Annotated in this window: 20 protein-coding genes; 7 read left to right on the forward strand and 13 right to left on the reverse strand. The window is 67.2% G+C overall.

Features of this window, described 5'->3' with window-relative positions:
- The first annotated feature begins 106 nt into the window (after positions 1-106).
- Positions 107-1,171: a selenide, water dikinase SelD gene (selD, locus tag OC159_RS08320; RefSeq protein ID WP_265500683.1), complete on the forward strand. Its 1,065-nt coding sequence runs from the start codon at positions 107-109 to the stop codon at positions 1,169-1,171.
- Here selD and OC159_RS08325 read toward each other — a convergent pair.
- From OC159_RS08325 to OC159_RS08340, 4 genes are all read right to left on the reverse strand, one after another.
- On the reverse strand, positions 1,168-1,671 hold the full coding sequence (locus tag OC159_RS08325) for a phosphatase PAP2 family protein (protein ID WP_265500684.1): 504 nt from the start codon (positions 1,669-1,671) through the stop codon (positions 1,168-1,170). The genes selD and OC159_RS08325 overlap by 4 nt on opposite strands.
- A gap of 3 nt (positions 1,672-1,674) precedes the next feature.
- Positions 1,675-2,082, reverse strand: coding sequence for a c-type cytochrome (locus OC159_RS08330; protein ID WP_265500686.1), 408 nt, complete (start codon positions 2,080-2,082; stop codon positions 1,675-1,677).
- A 61-nt stretch (positions 2,083-2,143) separates the two neighbouring features.
- Positions 2,144-2,812 carry an ABC transporter ATP-binding protein gene (locus OC159_RS08335; protein ID WP_265500687.1) on the reverse strand — a complete coding sequence of 223 codons (669 nt, stop codon included), beginning with the start codon at positions 2,810-2,812 and terminating at the stop codon, positions 2,144-2,146.
- Positions 2,805-4,100: a lipoprotein-releasing ABC transporter permease subunit gene (locus OC159_RS08340; RefSeq protein WP_265500688.1), complete on the reverse strand. Its 1,296-nt coding sequence runs from the start codon at positions 4,098-4,100 to the stop codon at positions 2,805-2,807. The genes OC159_RS08335 and OC159_RS08340 overlap by 8 nt, the downstream gene beginning before the upstream one ends.
- Before the next feature lie 132 nt (positions 4,101-4,232).
- Between OC159_RS08340 and radA the strand changes: the two genes are divergently transcribed.
- The 3 genes from radA to purF all read left to right on the forward strand — a co-directional run bounded on the left by radA (position 4,233) and on the right by purF (position 7,848).
- Positions 4,233-5,597 carry a DNA repair protein RadA gene (radA, locus tag OC159_RS08345; RefSeq protein ID WP_265500689.1) on the forward strand — a complete coding sequence of 455 codons (1,365 nt, stop codon included), beginning with the start codon at positions 4,233-4,235 and terminating at the stop codon, positions 5,595-5,597.
- 41 nt (positions 5,598-5,638) lie between these two features.
- Positions 5,639-6,229, forward strand: coding sequence for a CvpA family protein (locus OC159_RS08350; protein WP_265500690.1), 591 nt, complete (start codon positions 5,639-5,641; stop codon positions 6,227-6,229).
- 128 nt (positions 6,230-6,357) lie between these two features.
- Positions 6,358-7,848, forward strand: coding sequence for an amidophosphoribosyltransferase (purF, locus tag OC159_RS08355; protein ID WP_265500691.1), 1,491 nt, complete (start codon positions 6,358-6,360; stop codon positions 7,846-7,848).
- Positions 7,849-7,912: 64 nt separating this feature from the next.
- On the opposite strand, the gene OC159_RS08360 is transcribed toward purF, so the two are convergent.
- From OC159_RS08360 to cobU, 9 genes are all read right to left on the reverse strand, one after another.
- Positions 7,913-8,362: an NUDIX domain-containing protein gene (locus tag OC159_RS08360; protein WP_265500692.1), complete on the reverse strand. Its 450-nt coding sequence runs from the start codon at positions 8,360-8,362 to the stop codon at positions 7,913-7,915.
- Entirely contained in the window at positions 8,359-9,393 is a 1,035-nt protein-coding gene (locus OC159_RS08365; protein ID WP_265500693.1) for a 5-(carboxyamino)imidazole ribonucleotide synthase, read from the reverse strand. The genes OC159_RS08360 and OC159_RS08365 overlap by 4 nt, the downstream gene beginning before the upstream one ends.
- Positions 9,386-9,871, reverse strand: coding sequence for a 5-(carboxyamino)imidazole ribonucleotide mutase (purE, locus tag OC159_RS08370; RefSeq protein ID WP_265500694.1), 486 nt, complete (start codon positions 9,869-9,871; stop codon positions 9,386-9,388). Before purE ends, OC159_RS08365 begins: the two co-directional genes overlap by 8 nt.
- Positions 9,872-9,943: 72 nt before the next feature.
- On the reverse strand, positions 9,944-10,144 hold the full coding sequence (locus OC159_RS08375) for a YdcH family protein (RefSeq protein ID WP_265500695.1): 201 nt from the start codon (positions 10,142-10,144) through the stop codon (positions 9,944-9,946).
- A gap of 178 nt (positions 10,145-10,322) precedes the next feature.
- Positions 10,323-12,137, reverse strand: a complete 1,815-nt coding sequence (locus OC159_RS08380; protein ID WP_265500696.1) for a TRAP transporter large permease — start codon at positions 12,135-12,137, stop codon at positions 10,323-10,325.
- On the reverse strand, positions 12,134-12,763 hold the full coding sequence (locus OC159_RS08385; protein WP_265500697.1) for a TRAP transporter small permease subunit: 630 nt from the start codon (positions 12,761-12,763) through the stop codon (positions 12,134-12,136). The genes OC159_RS08380 and OC159_RS08385 overlap by 4 nt, the downstream gene beginning before the upstream one ends.
- Positions 12,764-12,891: 128 nt before the next feature.
- Entirely contained in the window at positions 12,892-13,611 is a 720-nt protein-coding gene (gene cobS / locus OC159_RS08390; RefSeq protein WP_265500698.1) for an adenosylcobinamide-GDP ribazoletransferase, read from the reverse strand.
- Positions 13,604-14,557, reverse strand: coding sequence for a nicotinate-nucleotide--dimethylbenzimidazole phosphoribosyltransferase (gene cobT, locus OC159_RS08395; RefSeq protein WP_265500699.1), 954 nt, complete (start codon positions 14,555-14,557; stop codon positions 13,604-13,606). The genes cobS and cobT overlap by 8 nt, the downstream gene beginning before the upstream one ends.
- Positions 14,544-15,074, reverse strand: coding sequence for a bifunctional adenosylcobinamide kinase/adenosylcobinamide-phosphate guanylyltransferase (gene cobU, locus OC159_RS08400; RefSeq protein WP_265500700.1), 531 nt, complete (start codon positions 15,072-15,074; stop codon positions 14,544-14,546). The genes cobT and cobU overlap by 14 nt, the downstream gene beginning before the upstream one ends.
- Positions 15,075-15,202: 128 nt before the next feature.
- Between cobU and OC159_RS08405 the strand changes: the two genes are divergently transcribed.
- The 3 genes from OC159_RS08405 to OC159_RS08415 all read left to right on the forward strand — a co-directional run bounded on the left by OC159_RS08405 (position 15,203) and on the right by OC159_RS08415 (position 18,734).
- Complete coding sequence (locus tag OC159_RS08405) at positions 15,203-16,804, forward strand: peptide ABC transporter substrate-binding protein (RefSeq protein ID WP_265500701.1); 1,602 nt, start codon at positions 15,203-15,205, stop codon at positions 16,802-16,804.
- Between the two features lie 82 nt (positions 16,805-16,886).
- The gene (gene oppB, locus OC159_RS08410; RefSeq protein ID WP_265500702.1) at positions 16,887-17,810 is read left to right on the forward strand and encodes an oligopeptide ABC transporter permease OppB; all 924 of its coding nucleotides are present in this window, start codon (positions 16,887-16,889) and stop codon (positions 17,808-17,810) included.
- A 3-nt stretch (positions 17,811-17,813) separates the two neighbouring features.
- On the forward strand, positions 17,814-18,734 hold the full coding sequence (locus OC159_RS08415; RefSeq protein WP_265500703.1) for an ABC transporter permease subunit: 921 nt from the start codon (positions 17,814-17,816) through the stop codon (positions 18,732-18,734).

The following is an 18,734-nucleotide window of genomic DNA, read 5'->3' on the forward strand; positions in this document are numbered from 1 at the left end:
CGTTCTAGTCATGTGCAGCCTTGCCTGCAAGCAGATTGCCGCGGCAGCGCTGGAACATCGTCGCCGGCCTGCGCTATGCTGCCGGCCCAAGGATCAGGAGAGATGGATGACCGCGCCGCTGGATGCCCCCGAACCCCGACTGACCTCGCTGGCCCATGGCGGCGGCTGCGGCTGCAAGATCGCGCCCGGCGTCCTGTCGAGCCTGCTGCGCGGCAGCGCCGCCCTGCCAGTCCCGCCCGAACTGCTGGTGGGGATCGAGACATCCGACGATGCGGCCGTCTACAGGCTGAACGACTATCAGGCGCTGGTCGCGACGACCGACTTCTTCATGCCGGTGGTGGATGACCCGTTCGATTTCGGCCGCATTGCGGCGACGAACGCGATCAGCGACGTCTATGCCATGGGCGCCACGCCCATCCTGGCGCTGGCGGTGGTCGGAATGCCGATCAACGCGATCTCGCATGACACCATCGCCCGCATCCTGGACGGCGGCGCCTCGATCTGTGCCGAGGCGGGAATTCCCATCGCGGGCGGCCACACCATCGACTCGGTCGAGCCGATCTATGGCCTGGTCGCGCTTGGGCTGGTGGATCCGGCGCGACTGAAGCGCAACGCGGACGCGCGGCCCGGCGACCTGCTGGTCCTGGGCAAGCCGCTTGGCGTGGGCGTTCTGTCGGCAGCGCTGAAGAAGGGCAAGCTGCCGCCCGAAGGCTATGCCCGCATGATCGACGTCACCACGCGGCTGAACCGTCCCGGTCCCGCCCTTGCCGCGATCGACGGCTTGCACGCGATGACCGACGTCACCGGTTTCGGACTTGGCGGCCATGCACTTGAAATGGCGCGCGGGTCCGGCTGCGACCTGCTGATCGACTGGCAGGCGGTGCCCAAGCTGGCGGGGATCGAGGCGCTGATCGCCGATGGCCATGTCACCGGCGCATCAAGCCGCAACTGGGCCAGCTATGGTGACGGCGTCACCCTGCCCGACGGCTTCGCCGATGGCGCCCGCGCGCTGCTGACCGATCCGCAGACCAGCGGCGGCCTGCTGGTCGCCTGCGCGCCCGAAGCCCTGGCCGACGTCCAGGCCGCCTTTGCCAGCCACGGCTTCGACGGGGCGGCCGTGATCGGAGAAGTCGGCGCCGCAACCGCCGCGCCGCGCGTTGTCCTGCGCTAGAACCTCAGCCCGAAGCTGATTTCGGCCCCTTCGGACCCGATGCCGAAGCTGGCCGCACCGAACCCGATCCCGATCAGCGCGCCGCTGAGCGCCTGATCGGGCGTGTGTTCGCCCGCATGAACGCGGCTGACGGCGGTCAGGCCCGCAGCGCCATAGGCCGCCGCGCCCAATCCCGGATCGTCGCGCCAGCACTTCCCGGCCAAGTCGGCCGCCCCGAAACCCGCGGCGGCGGAATGCCCGGATGGAAAGCCACGCCCTTCTCCGGACGGGCGCTGACCCAAGGGCGTCCCGTCGAAGATCGCCTTCAGCCCCAGCACCACGGCCGCCTGAACAACGCCACGGAGCGCGAAATCCTCGAACCGGTCCTGGTCCGCCGCGCAGACCGCAGCAGCCAGCGGAAGGCCGTATTTCATCGTTGCCCCGAAGCGCTCGAACGTGTCGGCACCGGCAGGCGCGGTCACACCAGCGGACAGCACCGCCGACAGCAGGATGCCGCGCATCGGCTATTGCTGCAGCGTCTGGATGTAATCGGCCAGCGCGACAAGCCGCGCGGGTGTCGCCACCCGCTGCCCAGAACCGTCGTCATACATGACCACCGGCCCTTCGCGCAGCGCCTCGAAGATGGGCATGTGCGATTCGCTTCGACCCATCGTATAGCCGACGAGCTGCCCCATCACGCGGGTCTTGGGAAAAATGCCGCGGTTCTGGGATGCAAGCATCGTCAGATCCGCCGGCGCCGGCTGCATGCCGACCGCTGCCGGCCCGTTGCCCCGCCCGGACGGTCCGTGGCAGGACGCGCAATACGTCGCATAATCCGCCACCGCACCAGTTGGCTGCGGTTCTGGCGCACAGGCCGCCACCAGCCCCGCCAGCCCCAGCCCTGTCATTCCTGCCACGATCACTGCCCGCATTGCTGGCCCCTTGGGTTGCTTGTCGGCGCAGGATGCACCGCGGCACCGACAGGCGCAACGATCAGCCGACGCTTGCCAGCCGCACCACGCGGTCCATCCGATCCGCCAAGGCGTGGTTGTGCGTCGCGATCAGGGCCGAAAGCCCCGTCTCACGCACCAGCGACACCAGCACGTCGAAGACCCGGTCCGATGTCTCGGGGTCCAGGTTTCCCGTCGGTTCGTCCGCCAGCAGCAGCGAGGGGGCGTTGGCAAGCGCCCGGCAGAATGCCACCCGCTGCTGTTCACCGCCCGACATCTGCGCCGGGCGATGATCCGCGCGATGCGACAGCCCGACGCGGCCCAGCAGGTCGGCGGCCCGCGCCTGCGCATCGCGCGCCGCGACACCATCGGCCAGCTGCGGCAGGACGATGTTCTCAGCCGCGCTGAACTCGGGCAGAAGGTGGTGGAACTGGTAGACGAAGCCAAGCTCTCGCCGCCGCGCCTGGGTGCGGGCGCGGTCCGGCAAGCCGGTCATGTCGCGGCCCGACAACCAGACGCGCCCCTCGTCCGGCGCGTCCAGAAGGCCCGCGATGTGCAGAAGCGTCGACTTGCCGGCACCAGACGGTGCGACCAGCGCCACGACCTCTCCGCGCCGCACGTCAAGGTTCAGCCCGGACAGCACCCGCACGGGCGCTGGCCCGGCGCGGTCATAGGTCTTGCCGACGCCCTCCAGCCGCAACACGTCATTCATAGCGAAGGGCCTCCACCGGGTTCATCCGCGCGGCACGGCGCGCGGGGAAGATCGTGACGATGAAAGACAGCGTCAGCGACAGCGCCACCGCGCGAAAGATGTCCCAGGCCCGCAGATCGGCAGGCAGACGATAGATGCCGCGCACCTCGGGCTGCCAGACACCGCCGCCGGTCAGCGCGTTCAGCGCCGCCATGATGCTGTCGACGTTCAGCGCCAGCAGGACGCCCAGGGCCACGCCCGCCAGCGTCCCGATGATGCCGGTGAACGCGCCGCACAGGAAGAACACCCGCAGGACGGAGCCTTCCGTCAGCCCCATCGTCCGCAGGATGCCGATGTCGCGGCCCTTGTTCTTGACCAGCATGATCAATCCGCTGGTGATGTTCATCGATGCGATCAGCACCAGCACCGACAGGATCACGAACATCACGTCGTCCTCCATGTCCAGCGCCGACAGGAACGCGCCGGAACTGTCGCGCCAGGTCCAGACCTGCGCGCCCTCGCCTGCGGCGCGCATCAGGGGCAGCGTCCAGTCGTCGACGCGCTCGGGGTCGTCGACGAAAACCTCGATCTCGTCGACGACGCCCTCGCGGTTGAAATAGCTCTGCGCTTCGGCCAGCGGCATGTAGATCCGCGTCCGGTCAATGTCATAGCGCCCTGCGCTGAAGATATAGGTGACCTCGTAGGCGTTGACGCGCGGGGTTGTCCCGAAGGCCGTGCGCGCCCCTTCCGGTGCGATCAGCCGGATGCGGTCGCCCACGGTCACGCCGAGTTCGCGCGCGATGCCCGACCCGATGGCGATGCCCTGGCCGAACCGCGCCAAGTCCCCCTGCGAGGTCTCGGGGTTCACGATCCGCGGCATCGCCTCCAGGTCCGCCTGCGTCACGCCAAAGACCTCGGCCACGTTCGACGCGTCGTTGGCGCTGGCCATGACCTGGCCCTTGACCACCGCCGCCGTGCCGGTGACGCCCGGAACCTCGGCCAGGCGCGCGGCCATCGCCTCGTGGTCCCGGATGCGGCCGGGCACGACATAGACATCGTCGGTGAACTCGTTCGTGATGCGCTCGGGCGACAGATAGACGGTGGTGTGGGCGTTCGCGCCCAGGATCGTGTCCACGAATTCGGCCCGGAACCCCGCCCGGACCGCCAGCGTGGCGATCAGCGCCATCACGCCCAACGCGATGCCGATCAGGCTGATCCAGGTCATGACGCTGACCCCGCCCTCGGCACGCCGCGCCCGCAGATAGCGCCAGGCGATCATCAGTTCGAAACGCGAAAAGGGTCCGGCCATGGTTCAAGCCCTTGATAATTCCGCGCGGACCCTGACGCCCCGCCCGCCGAAGATCAACCCGACATTGCCGTGACCGCGTTTGCACGACGACCCATCTTGCGGCGTCAGCGCCCGGGTGCCACATAGCGACCCATGCCCAAAGGAACATCCGCCTTCACCTGCACCGCCTGCGGCGCCGCCCATAAGAAGTGGGCTGGGCGCTGCGATGCCTGCGGCGCCTGGAACACCATCATCGAGGAAGCGCCCCTGTCGCAGGGCCCGGGCCGCGGCCTCGGGGCCGCCAAGGGGCGCGCCGTGCCGCTCTCCGGCCTCTCGACCAGCGAACCACCTCCGCCGCGCAGCCTCTCGGGGATGGAGGAACTGGACCGCGTCCTTGGCGGAGGCCTGGTCCCGGGCTCGGCCCTTCTGGTCGGCGGCGATCCGGGGATTGGCAAGTCCACGCTGCTGCTGCAGGCTGCGGCGGCTTTTTCCCGCCGCGACCTGAACGCGATCTATTTCTCGGGCGAGGAAGCCAGTGCCCAGGTCCGGATGCGCGCGCAGCGGCTTGGCCTGGGCGATGCGCCGATGCGGCTGGGGGCCGAGACCAACCTGCGCGACATCCTGACGACGCTGGACGCCGAGCGTCCCGATGTCGCGGTCATCGACTCGATCCAGACGCTGTGGTCCGATACAGTCGAGGCCGCGCCGGGCAGCGTGGCGCAGGTCCGTGCCGCCGCCCATGAACTTGTGACCTTTGCCAAGTCCCGCGGTGTCGCGGTGATCCTGGTCGGCCATGTCACCAAGGAAGGCCAAATCGCCGGCCCCCGCGTGGTCGAACACATGGTCGACACCGTGCTTTACTTCGAGGGCGAGCGCGGTCACCAGTTCCGCATCCTGCGCAGCGTCAAGAACCGCTTCGGTCCGTCCGGAGAGATCGGCGTCTTCGAGATGACCGGCGCGGGCCTGGCCGAGGTGTCGAACCCTTCGGCCCTGTTCCTGTCCGAGCGCGGCCAGCCCATCGCCGGCAGCGCCGTCTTTGCCGGGATCGAGGGGACGCGGCCCGTCCTGACCGAGGTGCAGGCCCTTGTGGCGCCGTCGACGCTGGCCAGCCCCCGCCGGACGGTGGTGGGTTTGGACAGCGGGCGGGTCAGCACCATCCTGGCCGTCCTCGAGGCGCGCTGCGGCATCCCCTTCGCGGGCCTCGACGTGTTCCTGAACGTGGCAGGCGGCATGAAGGTCGCGGAACCCGCCGCCGACCTTGCCATCGCGGGGGCGCTTCTGTCGGCCCGAGAGGACAACCCCCTGCCGCCAGAGGCCGTGCTTTTCGGCGAAATCAGCCTGTCGGGCGCGCTTCGCCCTGTCGCTCAGGCGGAAAACAGGTTGAAAGAGGCGCAGAAACTTGGTTTTTCACAGGCGATATTGCCCGACGCTTCCAAGGTCGAGGGCCAGGCCGGCATGTCTCTGCGGCGCATCACCGACCTGACGGGATTCGTGGGTGAGGTTTTCGGCGCCGGCTGAGCCGCCTGAAATGCAAGAAGAACCGGCGCGAGGGGCGTTTGATGGACGGATTTACGATTATCGATGCGGTGGTGGCGGCGGTCATCATCCTGTCGGCAATACTGGCCTGGTCGCGGGGGTTCGTGCGCGAATCGCTGGCCATCCTGGGCTGGATCGCGGCGGCTATCCTGGCCTTCCTGTTCGCGCCCGCCGTGCGGCCGATGATCGCCCAGTTGCCGGTCCTGGACCGCTTCATGGGCGACAGCTGCGAACTTGCGACCATCGCGGGCTTTGCCGTGGTCTTCGCGCTGGCGCTGGTGGTCTTCTCGATCATCACGCCGCTGTTTTCCTCGGTCGTGCAGCGATCTGCGCTCGGCGGGGTCGACCAGGGGATGGGCTTCATCTTCGGCGTGGCGCGCGGCATCCTTCTGGTCGCGATCGCCTTCATCGTTTATGACCGCGTCATGACGAGCCAGCAGGTTGCGATGGTCGAGAACTCGCGCTCGGCACAGGTGTTCGAACGGATGCGCGTCCAGATGGACGAACAGATCCCCGCCGACGCGCCGGGCTGGATCGTCAGCCGGTACGAGCAGATGGTCCGCGCCTGCACCGCGACCGGCACGGCCGTCACCCCGGACGCGCCCGCCAACTGAGCCGCGCGGAAACCCCGATACGACAGGACCGTGACGAAAAACGCCCCCGCAGCCGCTGCGGGGGCGTGACTTTGCGGGAAGGGCGCACTACATACCCCGCGACAGCCCCCAGCCATCAGGACGTGCCGATGCAACCCTTTCTGGCCCATCCGTTCGATTCGGACCGCCTGCACGAGGAATGCGGGATCTTCGGAGCGATCGGCGTTGCCGATGCCTCGAACTTCGTCGCCCTCGGGCTCCACGCCCTGCAGCATCGCGGCCAGGAAGCGGGCGGGATCGTCACCCACGATCCCGAGCACGGCTTCAACAGCGCCCATCGCTTCGGCTATGTCCGCGACAACTTCACCAAACCGGAACTGATGGCGACCCTGCCGGGACCCCTGGCCATCGGGCATGTCCGCTATTCGACCGCCGGGACCAAGGCCAACACGGCAATCCGCGACGTGCAGCCCTTCTTCGGCGAATTCCACATGGGCGGCTGCGCCATCGCCCATAACGGCAACATCACCAACGCCGCCGCGCTGCGTCGCGAACTGATCGAGCGCGGGTCGATCTTCCAGTCGTCGTCGGACAGCGAATGCATCATCCACCTGATGGCGCGGTCGATCCAGCGCAACATCCCCGAACGGATGAAGGACGCGTTGCGCCGGATCGAGGGCGCGTTCAGCGTCATCGCCATGACCCGCACCAAGCTGATCGGCGTCCGCGACCCCTTGGGCGTGCGTCCGCTGGTGCTGGGCCGCGTGGGTGAGGACGGGTACGTGCTTGCCTCCGAGACCTGCGCGCTGGACATCATCGGCGCCGAATTCCTGCGCGAGGTCGAGCCGGGCGAGATGGTCGTGATCTCGAAGGGCGAGATCGAGAGCTCGCGCCCCTTTGGGCCGTCGACCGGCCGGTTCTGCATTTTTGAACACGTCTATTTCTCGCGTCCCGACTCGATCATCGGCGGTCGCTCGGTCTATGAGACACGCCGTCAGATCGGCGTGGAGCTGGCGCGCGAGGCGCCGATCGAGGCCGATCTGGTTTGCCCGGTTCCAGACAGCGGCACGCCCGCAGCCATCGGTTATGCACAGGAATCGGGTATACCCTACGGCATGGGGATCATCCGCAACCAGTACATGGGCCGGACCTTCATCGAGCCGTCCGAGCAGATCCGCAACATGGGCGTGCGCCTGAAGCTGAACGTGAATCGCGCGCTGATCGCGGGAAAGCGCGTGGTGCTGGTCGATGACAGCGTCGTGCGCGGCACAACCAGCCGCAAGATCAAGGACATGATCCTGGACGCGGGCGCCGCCGAGGTGCATTTCCGCATCGCCTCGCCGCCCACGGCCTGGCCGTGCTTCTACGGCGTGGACACGCCGGACCGCGACAAGCTTCTGGCCGCGAACATGTCCCCCGAGGAAATGCGGGACTGGATCGGCGTCGACAGCCTGTCCTTCGTGTCGCTGGACGGCCTCTATCGCGCGGTGGGCGAGGCCGAGGGCCGCAACGCCAAGTGCCCGCAATATTGCGATGCCTGCTTCTCGGGCGACTATCCGGTCGCACCCTTCGACCAACTGGAACGCGGCTTCCGCATGAAGGCGGGTTCCGAAACGGCGGTCAAGCAAGCCGCCGAGTGATTGCGTCCCGCGGCAGCCGGGGGGCTTCGCACCCCCCGGACCCCCTGCGAACCTGTCGCCCGGATCAGAGAACGATCGTTTCCAGCCTGTCGTAATGCGCGCCACCAGGGGACCAGATCGCGTCGGCCAGCGCGTCCGGCTTGTGCCGCAGCCGCCGCAGGTCATCCTGCGTCACCCAGCGCGCCCGGTTCACGACCCCCTCAGGGTCCTTCAGCGAAAGATCGGTTGGACCGTCCGGCGTTGCGCGGAAGTGAAGCTCGATCTGGTGAAAGCCGCGGGTCGGGTCATGAAATTCGTTCACCAGGAACAGCGCCCCGATCCGGATCGACAGGCCGGTTTCCTCGGCAACCTCTCGGACAAGGTTATCGTGAAGCGATTGCGCAGGCTCGACCCCGCCGCCCGGCAGGCACCACAGGTCGGACATCCGGTCCGGATAGGCATTGACCATCAGGACGCGCGCCTGGTGCAGGATGGCCGCGCGCACCGCTAGGCGAGGATGTGCGGCGACACTCATCCGACGATCCGGTTGACGTGTCCCATCTTGCGGCCCGGCCGAGCGTCGCCCTTGCCGTAAAGGTGCAACTGCACGGCGTGGCTGGTCAGAAGCTGCGGCACGCGCGCCATGTCGTCGCCGATCAGGTTCTCCATCACTACGTCCGCATGCCGCTTGCCGTCGCCGAGCGGCAGGCCAGCCACGGCTCGGATGTGCTGCTCGAACTGGTCGACGACGCAGCCGGCCTGCGTCCAGTGGCCCGAGTTGTGGACCCGGGGGGCGATCTCGTTGACGATCAGCCCGTCCGGCGTCACGAACAGTTCCACGCCCAGCACGCCGACATAGTCCAGCGCATTGGCGATCCGCGCGGCGATCAGCACGGCGTCCGTCGTCAGCTTCCCAGGCAGGCCGCAGGGCACCGTCGTGGTGCGCAGGATGCCGCCCTCGTGCACGTTCAGGCCGGGATCGAAGGCCGCCACCTGCCCGTCCGCGCCCCGCGCGATGATGACGCTGATCTCGGCCGAGAAGTTCACGAAGCCTTCCAGCACGGACGGTGCGCCGGTCCAGTCCGCGGGGCCGTCTTCGATGCGGACCTGGCCCTTGCCGTCATAGCCCATGCGACGGGTCTTGAGGATCGAGGGGCGGCCGATGGCGTCGATGGCGGCGGGAAGCGCGGCCTTGTCCGGGACGTCTGCGAAAGGTGCTGTAGCCAGGCCGATCTCGTTCAGGAAGGTCTTCTCGGTCAGGCGGTCCTGCGAAACGGCAAGCGCGCGGCGGTTGGGCCGGATGGCGCGCAGACTTTCCAGCAGGTCCAGCGCCGAGGTGGGGACGTTCTCGAACTCGTAGGTGATGACGTCGACGCTCTCGGCGAAGGCGCGCAGGGCGGCCTCGTCCTCGTAGAGCGCCGTCGTGACGCGCCAGGCGACGTCGCCCGCGGGTGCGGCGCCGGGTTCATAGATGTGGCAGCGCAGGCCAAGCCGGCTGGCCGCGACGGACAGCATGCGGCCCAGTTGGCCGCCGCCCAGGATGCCGATGGTGCGGATCTCAGTCATCGACAGGCTCCTCGGGGATGGAGGCGGAAAGCGCCGAACGCCAGTCGTCCAGCCGCTGCGCAAGGCCTGTGTCCGACAGCGCCAGGATACCCGCGGCCATCAGGCCCGCATTGGCGGCGCCTGCCGACCCGATGGCCATGGTGGCGACGGGAAACCCCTTCGGCATCTGCAGGATCGAATAGAGCGAATCGACGCCCGACAGCGCCCGCGTCTGCACGGGCACACCGATCACAGGGACCCGCGTCTTTGACGCCATCATGCCGGGAAGGTGCGCGGCCCCACCGGCACCCGCGATGATCACCTTGAGGCCGCGCGACACGGCAGTCTTGCCATAGTCCCACAGGCGGTCGGGCGTGCGATGGGCGCTGACAATCCGTGTCTCGTAGCCGATCCCAAGCTCATCGAGGATACTCGCGGCCTCGCGCATGGTCGGCCAGTCGGACTGGCTGCCCATGATGATCCCTACCGGTCTGTCCATCGCGTTCTTCGTCCCCCGTCGCTGTCCATCCGCGTGCGCGCCCCGCATAGCGCGCCGCGGGTTTGCCCGCAATCAGGCGATGATGTCGGGGGTCAGTTCGTCCTCGAGCCGGGCAATGCGGTCCTTCAGCACCAGCTTTTGCCTTTTCAGCCGCTGCAGCGCCAGCGAGGACGTCAGTTGGTCGCCCTGCAAGGCGGCAATCGCTTCGTCCAGCTGCCGATGCTCGACGCGCAGGGCGTCGAGACGGGTGCGCGAGATGTCGTCGTAGGTCATCGAGTGCTGCATGGTCGTCGGCTTGCTCTGACAAATGGCGGCGTTGCTGAATCTATAGCGTCAGTCAGCCACGGTGTTAACACAATCATGCACCTGTCTGGCAATAGTGCCACGTCGTGGCGCGGATGCCCGCCCACGCAAAGGAAAAAGGGGGCCTTTGCTGCCCCCCTCTCCCGTGTCAGTTGCTGGAGAGGCCCGGCGGCGGACCGCCAAGGCCAAGGCCCAACCCGCCCGAGGGTGCTGCCGCCTCTGGCGCCGCCTCGCCGCCGGCCCCTGGCTGGGGTGCAGGCGCAGGTTGCGGTGCGAAGGGAGAGCCGCCAAGCCCGCCCAGCCCGCCGAAACCGCCGCCCTGGTCGCCGCCCCCAAGACCACCTCCCAGACCACTGCCACCCATGGGGATCTGGATCTGGACGTTCGACGTGTCCACGACCGGGCCCTTGTAGTGCATCACCATGCCCGGGAAGATGATGACCGCCGCGATCATCAGGATTTGCAAGCCGACGAAGGGCGCCGCCCCGCGATAGATCTCCAGAGTGCTGATCGGATCCATGATCAGGCCGGTGACCTTGTCGCGATAGGGCTTCTGCGGCGCGACCGACCGCAGGTAGAACAGCGCGAAACCGACTGGCGGCGTCAGGAACGACGTTTGCATCGTCACCGCCAGGATCACCCCGAACCAGACCAGGTCGATCTCGAGCGCGTTGGCGGCGGGCACCAGCAGAGGCACGATCACGAAAGCAAGCTCGAAGAAGTCGAGGAAGAAGGCCAGGAAGAAGATGATTGCGCAGACGGCGACAAGAAAACCGTACTCGCCCCCCGGCAGCGCGGTCAGCAGGTCGCGCACCCAGATATGGCCGTTGATCGAATAGTAGGTCAGCGAGAAGACCGTCGCCCCGATCAGGATAAACATCACGAAGGCCGACAGCCGCACCGTCGACAGCAGCGCCTGGTTCACCACGTCGAAGCTTAGCCGCCGCTTGATCGCGGCCAGGATCAGCGCACCCATCGCGCCCATCGCCCCGCCCTCGGTCGGGGTGGCGATGCCAAGGAAGATCGTCCCCAGCACCAGGAAGACCAACGCCAGCGGCGGGATCATGACGATGATGACCTCTCGGGTCATCGGCGACATCACGTTCAGCCTCAGCCTGCGGTCGATCATGGCCAGCGCGAGCATGATCAGAACGGTCAGAACAGCCGCCCAGATGGCGCTGTCCTCGCCGATCGTCGCCTGAAGCCACCGCTCGGTCAGCCAGTAGATGCCGCCGGCGGCGATCAGCGCCAGAATGAGCGAGATGCCGCCCGAGCCCAAAGGCCGCGCCTCGATCGGCAGGGCGGGCATCGACCGGGGCCGCAGGATCGACATGACCAGCACATAGGTCATGTAGACGCCGGTCAGCGCCAGAGCCGGGACCATGGCGGCGGTGTACATGTCGCCGACCGACCGGCCCAGCTGGTCGCCCAGCACGATCAGCACCAGCGACGGCGGGATGATCTGCGCAAGCGTCCCCGACGCGGTGATGACCCCCGTCGCCAGCCGCTTGTCATAGCCATAGCGCATCATGATCGGCAGCGAGATCAGCCCCATCGAGATGACCGAGGCCGCCACGACGCCCGTCGTCGCCGCGAGCAATGCGCCGACCAGGATGACCGCGTAGGCAAGGCCCCCACGGACCGGTCCGAACAGCTGGCCGATGGTGTCCAGCAGCTCCTCAGCCATGCGGGACCGTTCAAGAACGATGCCCATGAAGGTGAAGAAGGGAATCGCCAGCAGCGTGTCGTTGCGCATCACGCCGAAGACCCTGTCGCCAAGCGCGCCCAGAAGGTTCCAGCCCAGGTTCACCTGGTCCGACAGCGGGGTCAGAAAGACGCCGAAGAAGAAGAACAGAAGCCCGTTGGCCGCCAGCGCGAAGGCGATCGGATAGCCGAACAGCAGGAACACGACCATCGAGAAGAACATGATGGGCGCAAGGTTGTGGGCAATGAGGTCGATCACGCGCGATTCTCCGGGTCCGAGCGGCGGGCTTCATCCGCCAGATCCTGGTCCAGGCCGGCGGTCATAAGGCCAGCCTCCCTGTGGCCGGCCTCGTGGGGTTCGGCATGGCTGACGGTGTCGGGAATGATCCCGCGCATGATCGCGATCTTCTTGATCAGTTCCGAGATGCCCTGCGCGAAGAGCAGCGCAAAGCCCGCGACCAGGATGCCGCGCGCAGGCCACAGCGCCAGGCCGCCGGCGTTCATCGAAATTTCTCCGTTCGCCCAGGCCCGGGTGAAGGCGGGCCAGGTCAGGTAGAGCATGATCCCCGTGAAGGGCAGCAGGAACAGCAGCGTCCCGATCAGGTCGATCCAGTGCTGCACCCGGCGCGACCAGCGGCCATAGATGATGTCGATGCGGATATGTTCGTTGATCAAGAGCGTATAGGCGGCCGCCAGCATGAAGGCGGCGCCGAACAGGTACCACTGCGCTTCCAGCCAAGCATTGGACGAGACGCTGAAGACCTTGCGCACCACGGCGTTGACCGAACTAACGATGATTGCCAGAAGGATCAGCCAGGCGACGCTGCGGCCGATGACGGTGGTGACGCGGTCGATGCCGCGCGACAGGGCCAGAAGGCCGCCCATGGTATTCCCCTCCCTCAAGGCGCTGCCCGCCCCCTCCGGGTGGGCGCCCGGTTCGCCCGGTCCTTCTGCGCACGCTGGCGGTATGGGCCATTGCGGCCCGCGTGGTCAAGTTTTCCCGACGGGTGACGCTAGGTCAGAAGCGCCAGTGCGGCCAGTGCCGCCGTCTCGGCCAGCAGGGACGCCGCGCCCAGCACGTCGCCGGTTTGCCCGCCCAGCAGCCCGACTGCCCGCCGCGCGACAAGCGCACCCGCCGCACAGGCAGCAGCGGCCGCCGCCAACGCAGGCGCCGGCGCCACCAGAGTTGCCATGGCAAGGGCCGCGATGATCGCCGCACCTGCCACGGCCCCGCGCGACGGACGGCCTGCCGCCTGGCCCAACCCGTCCTGCCGTGCCGGCGGCAGCGCCCGCATCAGGACGACCGGCACAAGCCGCGCGGCCGCGACCGCCGCCACAAGCGCGCCCGGCGACAGAACCGCAAGCGAAAGGATGCGCAGCAGGGTGGTGCAGACCAGCGCCATCGTTCCGTAGCTGCCGATGGTTGAGTCGCGCATGATCCGCAGGCGGTCAGCCCTGTCGCGGCCTCCTCCGGCATCGGCGAAATCGGCCAGGGCATCTTCGTGCAGGGCGCCGGTCAGCCAGACAAGCAGCGTGATCGACAGGGCCGCAGGCAGCAGGCCCGGACCCGCCAGCCACATCGGCAGCGCCGCCAGCGCCCCGACGATCAGACCTGCCAGCGGAAAGGCCCAGGCCGCATCCGCCAGCGGCAGGATGCGCGGCGGCAGGAAGCGCCCCACCGGGAGCCGGGTCAGGAAGACCAGCGCCAACAGGACCTGGTGCAGCCTAGCCAATACCAGCCTCGGCAAAGGTCGCCATGCCGTTGTGACATTCCAGCGCCGCGCGCAGGATCATCAGCGCCACGGCCGCGCCAGATCCCTCCCCCAAGCGCATGTCCAGCGACAGCACGGGCTCCATGTTCAGCGCGGCGGTCAGGCGGCGGTGGCCCCGCTCGGCGCTCTCGTGGCCGATCAGGCAATGGGCCAGCGCCTCGGGATCGTCGCGGGTCAGGACGGCTGCGGCCGCGGTGCAGATGAACCCGTCGAGGATCACCGGGATGCGCAGTTCTCGCGCCCGAAGGATCGCGCCGCAGATCGCGGCCTGCTCGCGCCCGCCGAAGGACGCCAGCGTGTCGCGGGTCCCGACGGGCGCGTGGCGCGCCAGCCCCTCGGCCACGACGCGGATCTTGGCCGCCAGCATCTCGGCCGCGGCGCCGGTGCCCTGCCCGACCCAGTCTTCAGCCGGGCCGCCGAAGATCGCTGCAGCCAGCACTGCGGAAATGGTCGAGTTGCCGATCCCCATTTCTCCCAGAAGCAGGACCTGCGCGCCGGGATCGACTGCCGCCGCGCCCTGCCCCATGGCGTCAGACACCTCTGCCGGCGTCATGGCCGGGCCTTTGGTGAAGTCGGCGGTCGGTCTGTCCAGATCCAGCGGCACCACCGACAGGTCGGCACCTGCCACGCGGCAGAGCTGGTTGATCGCCGCGCCGCCCGCCTGGAAGTTCCGGACCATGCCCGCCGTCACCTCTGGCGGGAACGGCGTGATCCCCTGCGACACGACGCCATGATTGCCCGCGAAGACAAGCGCCTGCGCCCGGTCCAGGCGCGGCCGCCCCGTCCGCTGCCAGCCGGCCATGAAGACGGCCAACTCCTCCAGCCGACCCAGGGAACCCGGGGGCTTCGTCAGCTGTGCTTGCCGGGCGCGCGCGGCATCGGCGGCCACGTCGTCAAAGTCGTTCATCGATCGCCTCGCGAGAGGGTTTCAACCGCAGCGGCTGGCCACTGACCGCCATCCAGACCTCGTCGGCGACTGCGGCGACGGCCTGATTCATCCGCCCGTGGTCGTCGCGGAACCGCCGGGCCAGAGCGTTGTCCGGCACGATGCCCTGCCCAAGTTCGTTGGTCACAAGGACGACAGGGCAGCATTGCCGACGCAACGTCACCGTCAGCGCGTCGATATCGGCCGAGCCGATGCAGTTCGACAGCCACAGCGTCAGGCAATCCACCAGCCGGACGCCCAGCCCGTCCGTGTCACGCAACGCCCGCGCAAGATCGACCGGTTCCTCGACGGTATCCCAGCCCTGGCCGCGATCCCGTTGATGCTGCGATATTCTTTCGCGCATCTCCGTGTCACGTGGCTCGGCCGTGGCGATGTAGATGCGCGGGCCGGGGTGCCGCAGGACCAGCCGTTCGGCCAGCGCGGACTTGCCCGACCGCGCGCCGCCCGTCACAAGAACGATATGTCCGTCAGCTGTCATGACCGCTTCTTTTCCACAGGGCGGTCACCTTGGGAAGCGTCAATCGCGGGTTGCTCAGCGTGCAACTTTGCGTAACGTCGCGCCATTCCGGCGCAACAGGCGCCGTCACACAACCAGGAGGAGCCAGGATGATCAAGCTTTTCGCATCCACCGCCCTTGTCGCCTTGCTGGCCATTCCCGCCCACGCCGTTCAACCGGCCGAGGGCGAAACGCTGGCCGACACCCAGACCTATACCTACTGGCTGCTGGACGCGATCAAGTCGCTGGACCCGGCCAAGAACACCGATGTCGAGGGCTCTGACGCGCTGCGCCAGCTGTTCGAGGGGCTGATGATCGAGGACGCCCAAGGCAACATGATCCCCGGCATGGCCGAAAGCCACGACGTCAGCGACGACGGCCTGACCTATACGTTCCACCTGCGCGACGCGAACTGGTCGAACGGCCGACCGGTCACGGCGGGCGATTTCGTCTATGCCTGGCAGCGCGTGGTGACGCCTGAAACGGCGTCCGAATACGCCTGGTACATGGAGCTGATGAACATCCAGAACGCCAGCGAGATCATCGCAGGCGAGTTGGCACCCGATCAGCTGGGCGTGCGCGCCGTCGACGACAAGACGCTGGAAGTGAAGCTGACGCAGGCGACGCCCTATTTCCTGAACACGCTCTCGCACACGACGGCCTATCCCGTGCCGCAGGCGGTGGTCGAGGAACATGGCGACGGCTGGGTCCAGCCCGGAAACCTGGTCGGCAACGGCGCCTTCACGCTGGCCAGCCACAACCTGGGCGTCGATATCGTCTTCGAGAAGAACCCCGAGTACTGGGACGCCGACAACGTGCTGATGCAGACGGTCCGCGGCGTGACCGTCAACGACAACAACGTCGCCCTCACCCGCTATCAGGCCGGAGAGTTGGACCGGGTGCAGATTCCCGCGGGCCAATATCCGCGGCTGGAGGAGGAGTCCCCCGAAGAAGCGACTTCCGTCCCCTACGGCTGCTCCTACGCCTATGTCTTCAACCTGTCCGAAAAAGGCCCCGAGGTCCTGAAGGACCAGCGCGTGCGCGAGGCTATGGCGCTTTCGCTGAACCGCGACGTGATCGTGGACCAGATCCTGCAGGGGGGTCAGGAACCGGCCTATACCTGGGTGCACTGGGCGATCAACGGATTTGCCGCGCCGGAAGGCAACATGGGCGAGATGACCGCCGAAGAGCGCATGAGCCGTGCCAAGGAACTGCTGGCCGAGGCCGGCTATGGCCCCGACAACCCCGTCCAGCTGGAGCTACAGTACAACACCGACGACAGCCACCGCCTGCTGGCCATTGCCGCCCAGCAGTTCTGGCGCCCCCTGGGCATCGAGATCGAGCTGAACAACGTCGAGTGGAAGGTCCACACCGACCGCATGCAGAACCAGGACTTCGAGGTTGCGCGCTATGCCTGGTGCGCCGACTATAACGAGGCCTCTACCTTCCTCGACTGGTTCCGCACCGATGGATACAACAGCGGCAAGTGGTCGAACGAGGAGTACGACCGACTGCTGGCCGAGGCCGCGACGGCCGAGGACACGGCGCCGCTCTATCAGCAGGCCGAGGCGATCCTGGACGAGGAAAATCCTGCCGTCTTCGTCTATCACTATGCCAAGGTCGACATGATCAACACGGCGATCAAGGGCCTGCCGCGGGAAAACCTGCTGAACACCTGGTACGCCAAGGACCTTTACCGCGTCGCCGAGTAAGGCACCTTCAGCGACATTTCCGGCCGGGGCGGGCATTCCCGCCTCGGCCGTCTGATTTCAACCCGCAGGAAAGGCCCTGGCGATGTTCGCATTCGTCCTGCGACGATTGGCCGTGGCGATCCCCACGCTGCTGTTGCTGATCGTCTTCTCGTTCACCCTCATGCACCTGGCGCCCGGCGGCCCTTTCACCGGAGAACGCGCCCTGCCCCCGCAGGTTCTGGCCAATCTCGAGGCCCGGTACGGCTTGAACGATCCCTTGTGGCTGCAGATCTGGAACTACCTGGTCGGCATCGTCGTGCATTTCGATTTCGGTCCCAGCTTCGTCTACCCTGACCGCACGGTGAACCAGCTGATCGCCGCCGGTTTCCCGGTGACGCTGACCTACGGCGCCCTGTCCTTCGCGGCCGCCGTGATCTTCGGCGTCTCGCTCGGGGTCGTTGCCGCGATCCGACACAACAGCTGGACGGATTACCTGGCCGTGGGCGTGTCGATCGGCGCGCAGGTGCTGCCGAATTTCGTCATGGCGCCGCTGTTGGTGCTGGTCTTCACGCTCTGGTATGGGCTTCTGCCCGGCGGCGGGTGGAGCTTCAACGACCCGTCATTCTGGATCATGCCGGTGATTGCGCTGGCCACCAGCTACATGGCGTCCATCGCGCGCATCACCCGGTCGTCGATGCTGGAGGTCCTGGGCAGCAACCACATCCGCACGGCGCGCGCCAAGGGGATGCCCGAACGTCGCGTCATCCTGCGCCACGCCCTGAAGCCCGCGATGCTGCCGGTCATCAGCTATCTGGGACCGGTCTTCGTGTCGATGATCACGGGCTCGGTGGTGATCGACATCTACTTCTCGACCGGGGGCATCGGGAAGGCCTTCGTCGATAGCGCGCTGAACCGGGATTACGCCGTGATGATGGGGGTGACCATCCTGGTCGGCGCGCTGACCATCCTCTTCAACCTACTCGTCGACGTGCTTTACGCATGGATCGACCCCAAGATCAGGTACTAGGTCATGGTCATCGATCAATCCAAGATGCAGTCGCTGTCCGACCGCATGGCAGAGGTCAAGGGCCGCAGCCCCTGGGCCGATGCGCGCCGCCGCTTTCTGCGCAACAAGGCCGCGATGCTGGGCCTGTCCATCCTGGTGCTGGTCACGCTGTTCGCCATCTTCGGCGGGCTTGCCGCGCAATGGTCCAACGAGGAGCTGGACTTCAGCGTCATGGGCCAGGTCGCCCAGATGGGCCAGCCGTCGCTGGAGAACGGCCACTTCTTCGGCACCGACAATCTGGGCCGCGACCTTTATGCGCGCGTCGTGCAAGGCACGCAGGTCAGCCTGATGGTCGGCATCGTCGGCGCGGGCATCGCGGTCGTGGTCGGCACGCTTTACGGCGCGACGGCGGGCTATGTCGGCGGGCGCACGGACCAGCTGATGATGCGGACGGTCGATATCCTGATGTCGATCCCCTACATGTTCGTGCTTATCCTGCTGCTGGTGATGTTCGGGCGCTCGATGTCGATGCTGTTCCTGGGGATCGGCCTGATCTCTTGGCTGGACATGAGCAGAATCGTTCGTGGCCAGACACTTAGCCTGAAGAACCGAGAATTCATCGAGGCCGCGCGCGCCACCGGCGTGTCGTCGTTCCGCATCATCATCCGCCACATCGTGCCGAACCTGCTGGGCGTGGTCGCCGTCTACGCGACGCTTCTGGTGCCGCTGATGATCCTGACCGAAAGCTTCATCAGCTTCCTGGGCCTTGGTGTGCAGGAACCCCTGACGTCATGGGGGGCGCTGATTTCGGAGGGCGCGGGCACGATGAACTATGGCACGCTGTGGCAGCTGCTGTTCCCGCTGTTCTTCTTCGTCATCACCCTGTTCGGGTTCTTCTTCGTGGGCGACGGCCTGCGCGACGCCCTCGACCCGAAAGAGAGGTAA

The organism is Paracoccus beibuensis, from assembly GCF_026162625.1.
GTDB lineage: Bacteria > Pseudomonadota > Alphaproteobacteria > Rhodobacterales > Rhodobacteraceae > Paracoccus > Paracoccus beibuensis.

Coding starts and splice junctions, on each gene's coding strand:
- OC159_RS08325 (WP_265500684.1), bottom strand. CDS start 1,671: ATGCGCGGCATCCTGCTGTCGGCGGTGCTGTCCGCTGGTGTGACCGCG.
- OC159_RS08340 (WP_265500688.1), bottom strand. CDS start 4,100: ATGGCCGGACCCTTTTCGCGTTTCGAACTGATGATCGCCTGGCGCTAT.
- OC159_RS08360 (WP_265500692.1), bottom strand. CDS start 8,362: ATGAGTGTCGCCGCACATCCTCGCCTAGCGGTGCGCGCGGCCATCCTG.
- selD (WP_265500683.1), top strand. CDS start 107: ATGACCGCGCCGCTGGATGCCCCCGAACCCCGACTGACCTCGCTGGCC.
- OC159_RS08375 (WP_265500695.1), bottom strand. CDS start 10,144: ATGACCTACGACGACATCTCGCGCACCCGTCTCGACGCCCTGCGCGTC.
- cobT (WP_265500699.1), bottom strand. CDS start 14,557: ATGAACGACTTTGACGACGTGGCCGCCGATGCCGCGCGCGCCCGGCAA.
- radA (WP_265500689.1), top strand. CDS start 4,233: ATGCCCAAAGGAACATCCGCCTTCACCTGCACCGCCTGCGGCGCCGCC.
- OC159_RS08385 (WP_265500697.1), bottom strand. CDS start 12,763: ATGGGCGGCCTTCTGGCCCTGTCGCGCGGCATCGACCGCGTCACCACC.
- oppB (WP_265500702.1), top strand. CDS start 16,887: ATGTTCGCATTCGTCCTGCGACGATTGGCCGTGGCGATCCCCACGCTG.
- cobU (WP_265500700.1), bottom strand. CDS start 15,074: ATGACAGCTGACGGACATATCGTTCTTGTGACGGGCGGCGCGCGGTCG.
- OC159_RS08405 (WP_265500701.1), top strand. CDS start 15,203: ATGATCAAGCTTTTCGCATCCACCGCCCTTGTCGCCTTGCTGGCCATT.
- purE (WP_265500694.1), bottom strand. CDS start 9,871: ATGGACAGACCGGTAGGGATCATCATGGGCAGCCAGTCCGACTGGCCG.
- OC159_RS08335 (WP_265500687.1), bottom strand. CDS start 2,812: ATGAATGACGTGTTGCGGCTGGAGGGCGTCGGCAAGACCTATGACCGC.
- OC159_RS08330 (WP_265500686.1), bottom strand. CDS start 2,082: ATGCGGGCAGTGATCGTGGCAGGAATGACAGGGCTGGGGCTGGCGGGG.
- OC159_RS08365 (WP_265500693.1), bottom strand. CDS start 9,393: ATGACTGAGATCCGCACCATCGGCATCCTGGGCGGCGGCCAACTGGGC.
- purF (WP_265500691.1), top strand. CDS start 6,358: ATGCAACCCTTTCTGGCCCATCCGTTCGATTCGGACCGCCTGCACGAG.
- OC159_RS08415 (WP_265500703.1), top strand. CDS start 17,814: ATGGTCATCGATCAATCCAAGATGCAGTCGCTGTCCGACCGCATGGCA.
- OC159_RS08350 (WP_265500690.1), top strand. CDS start 5,639: ATGGACGGATTTACGATTATCGATGCGGTGGTGGCGGCGGTCATCATC.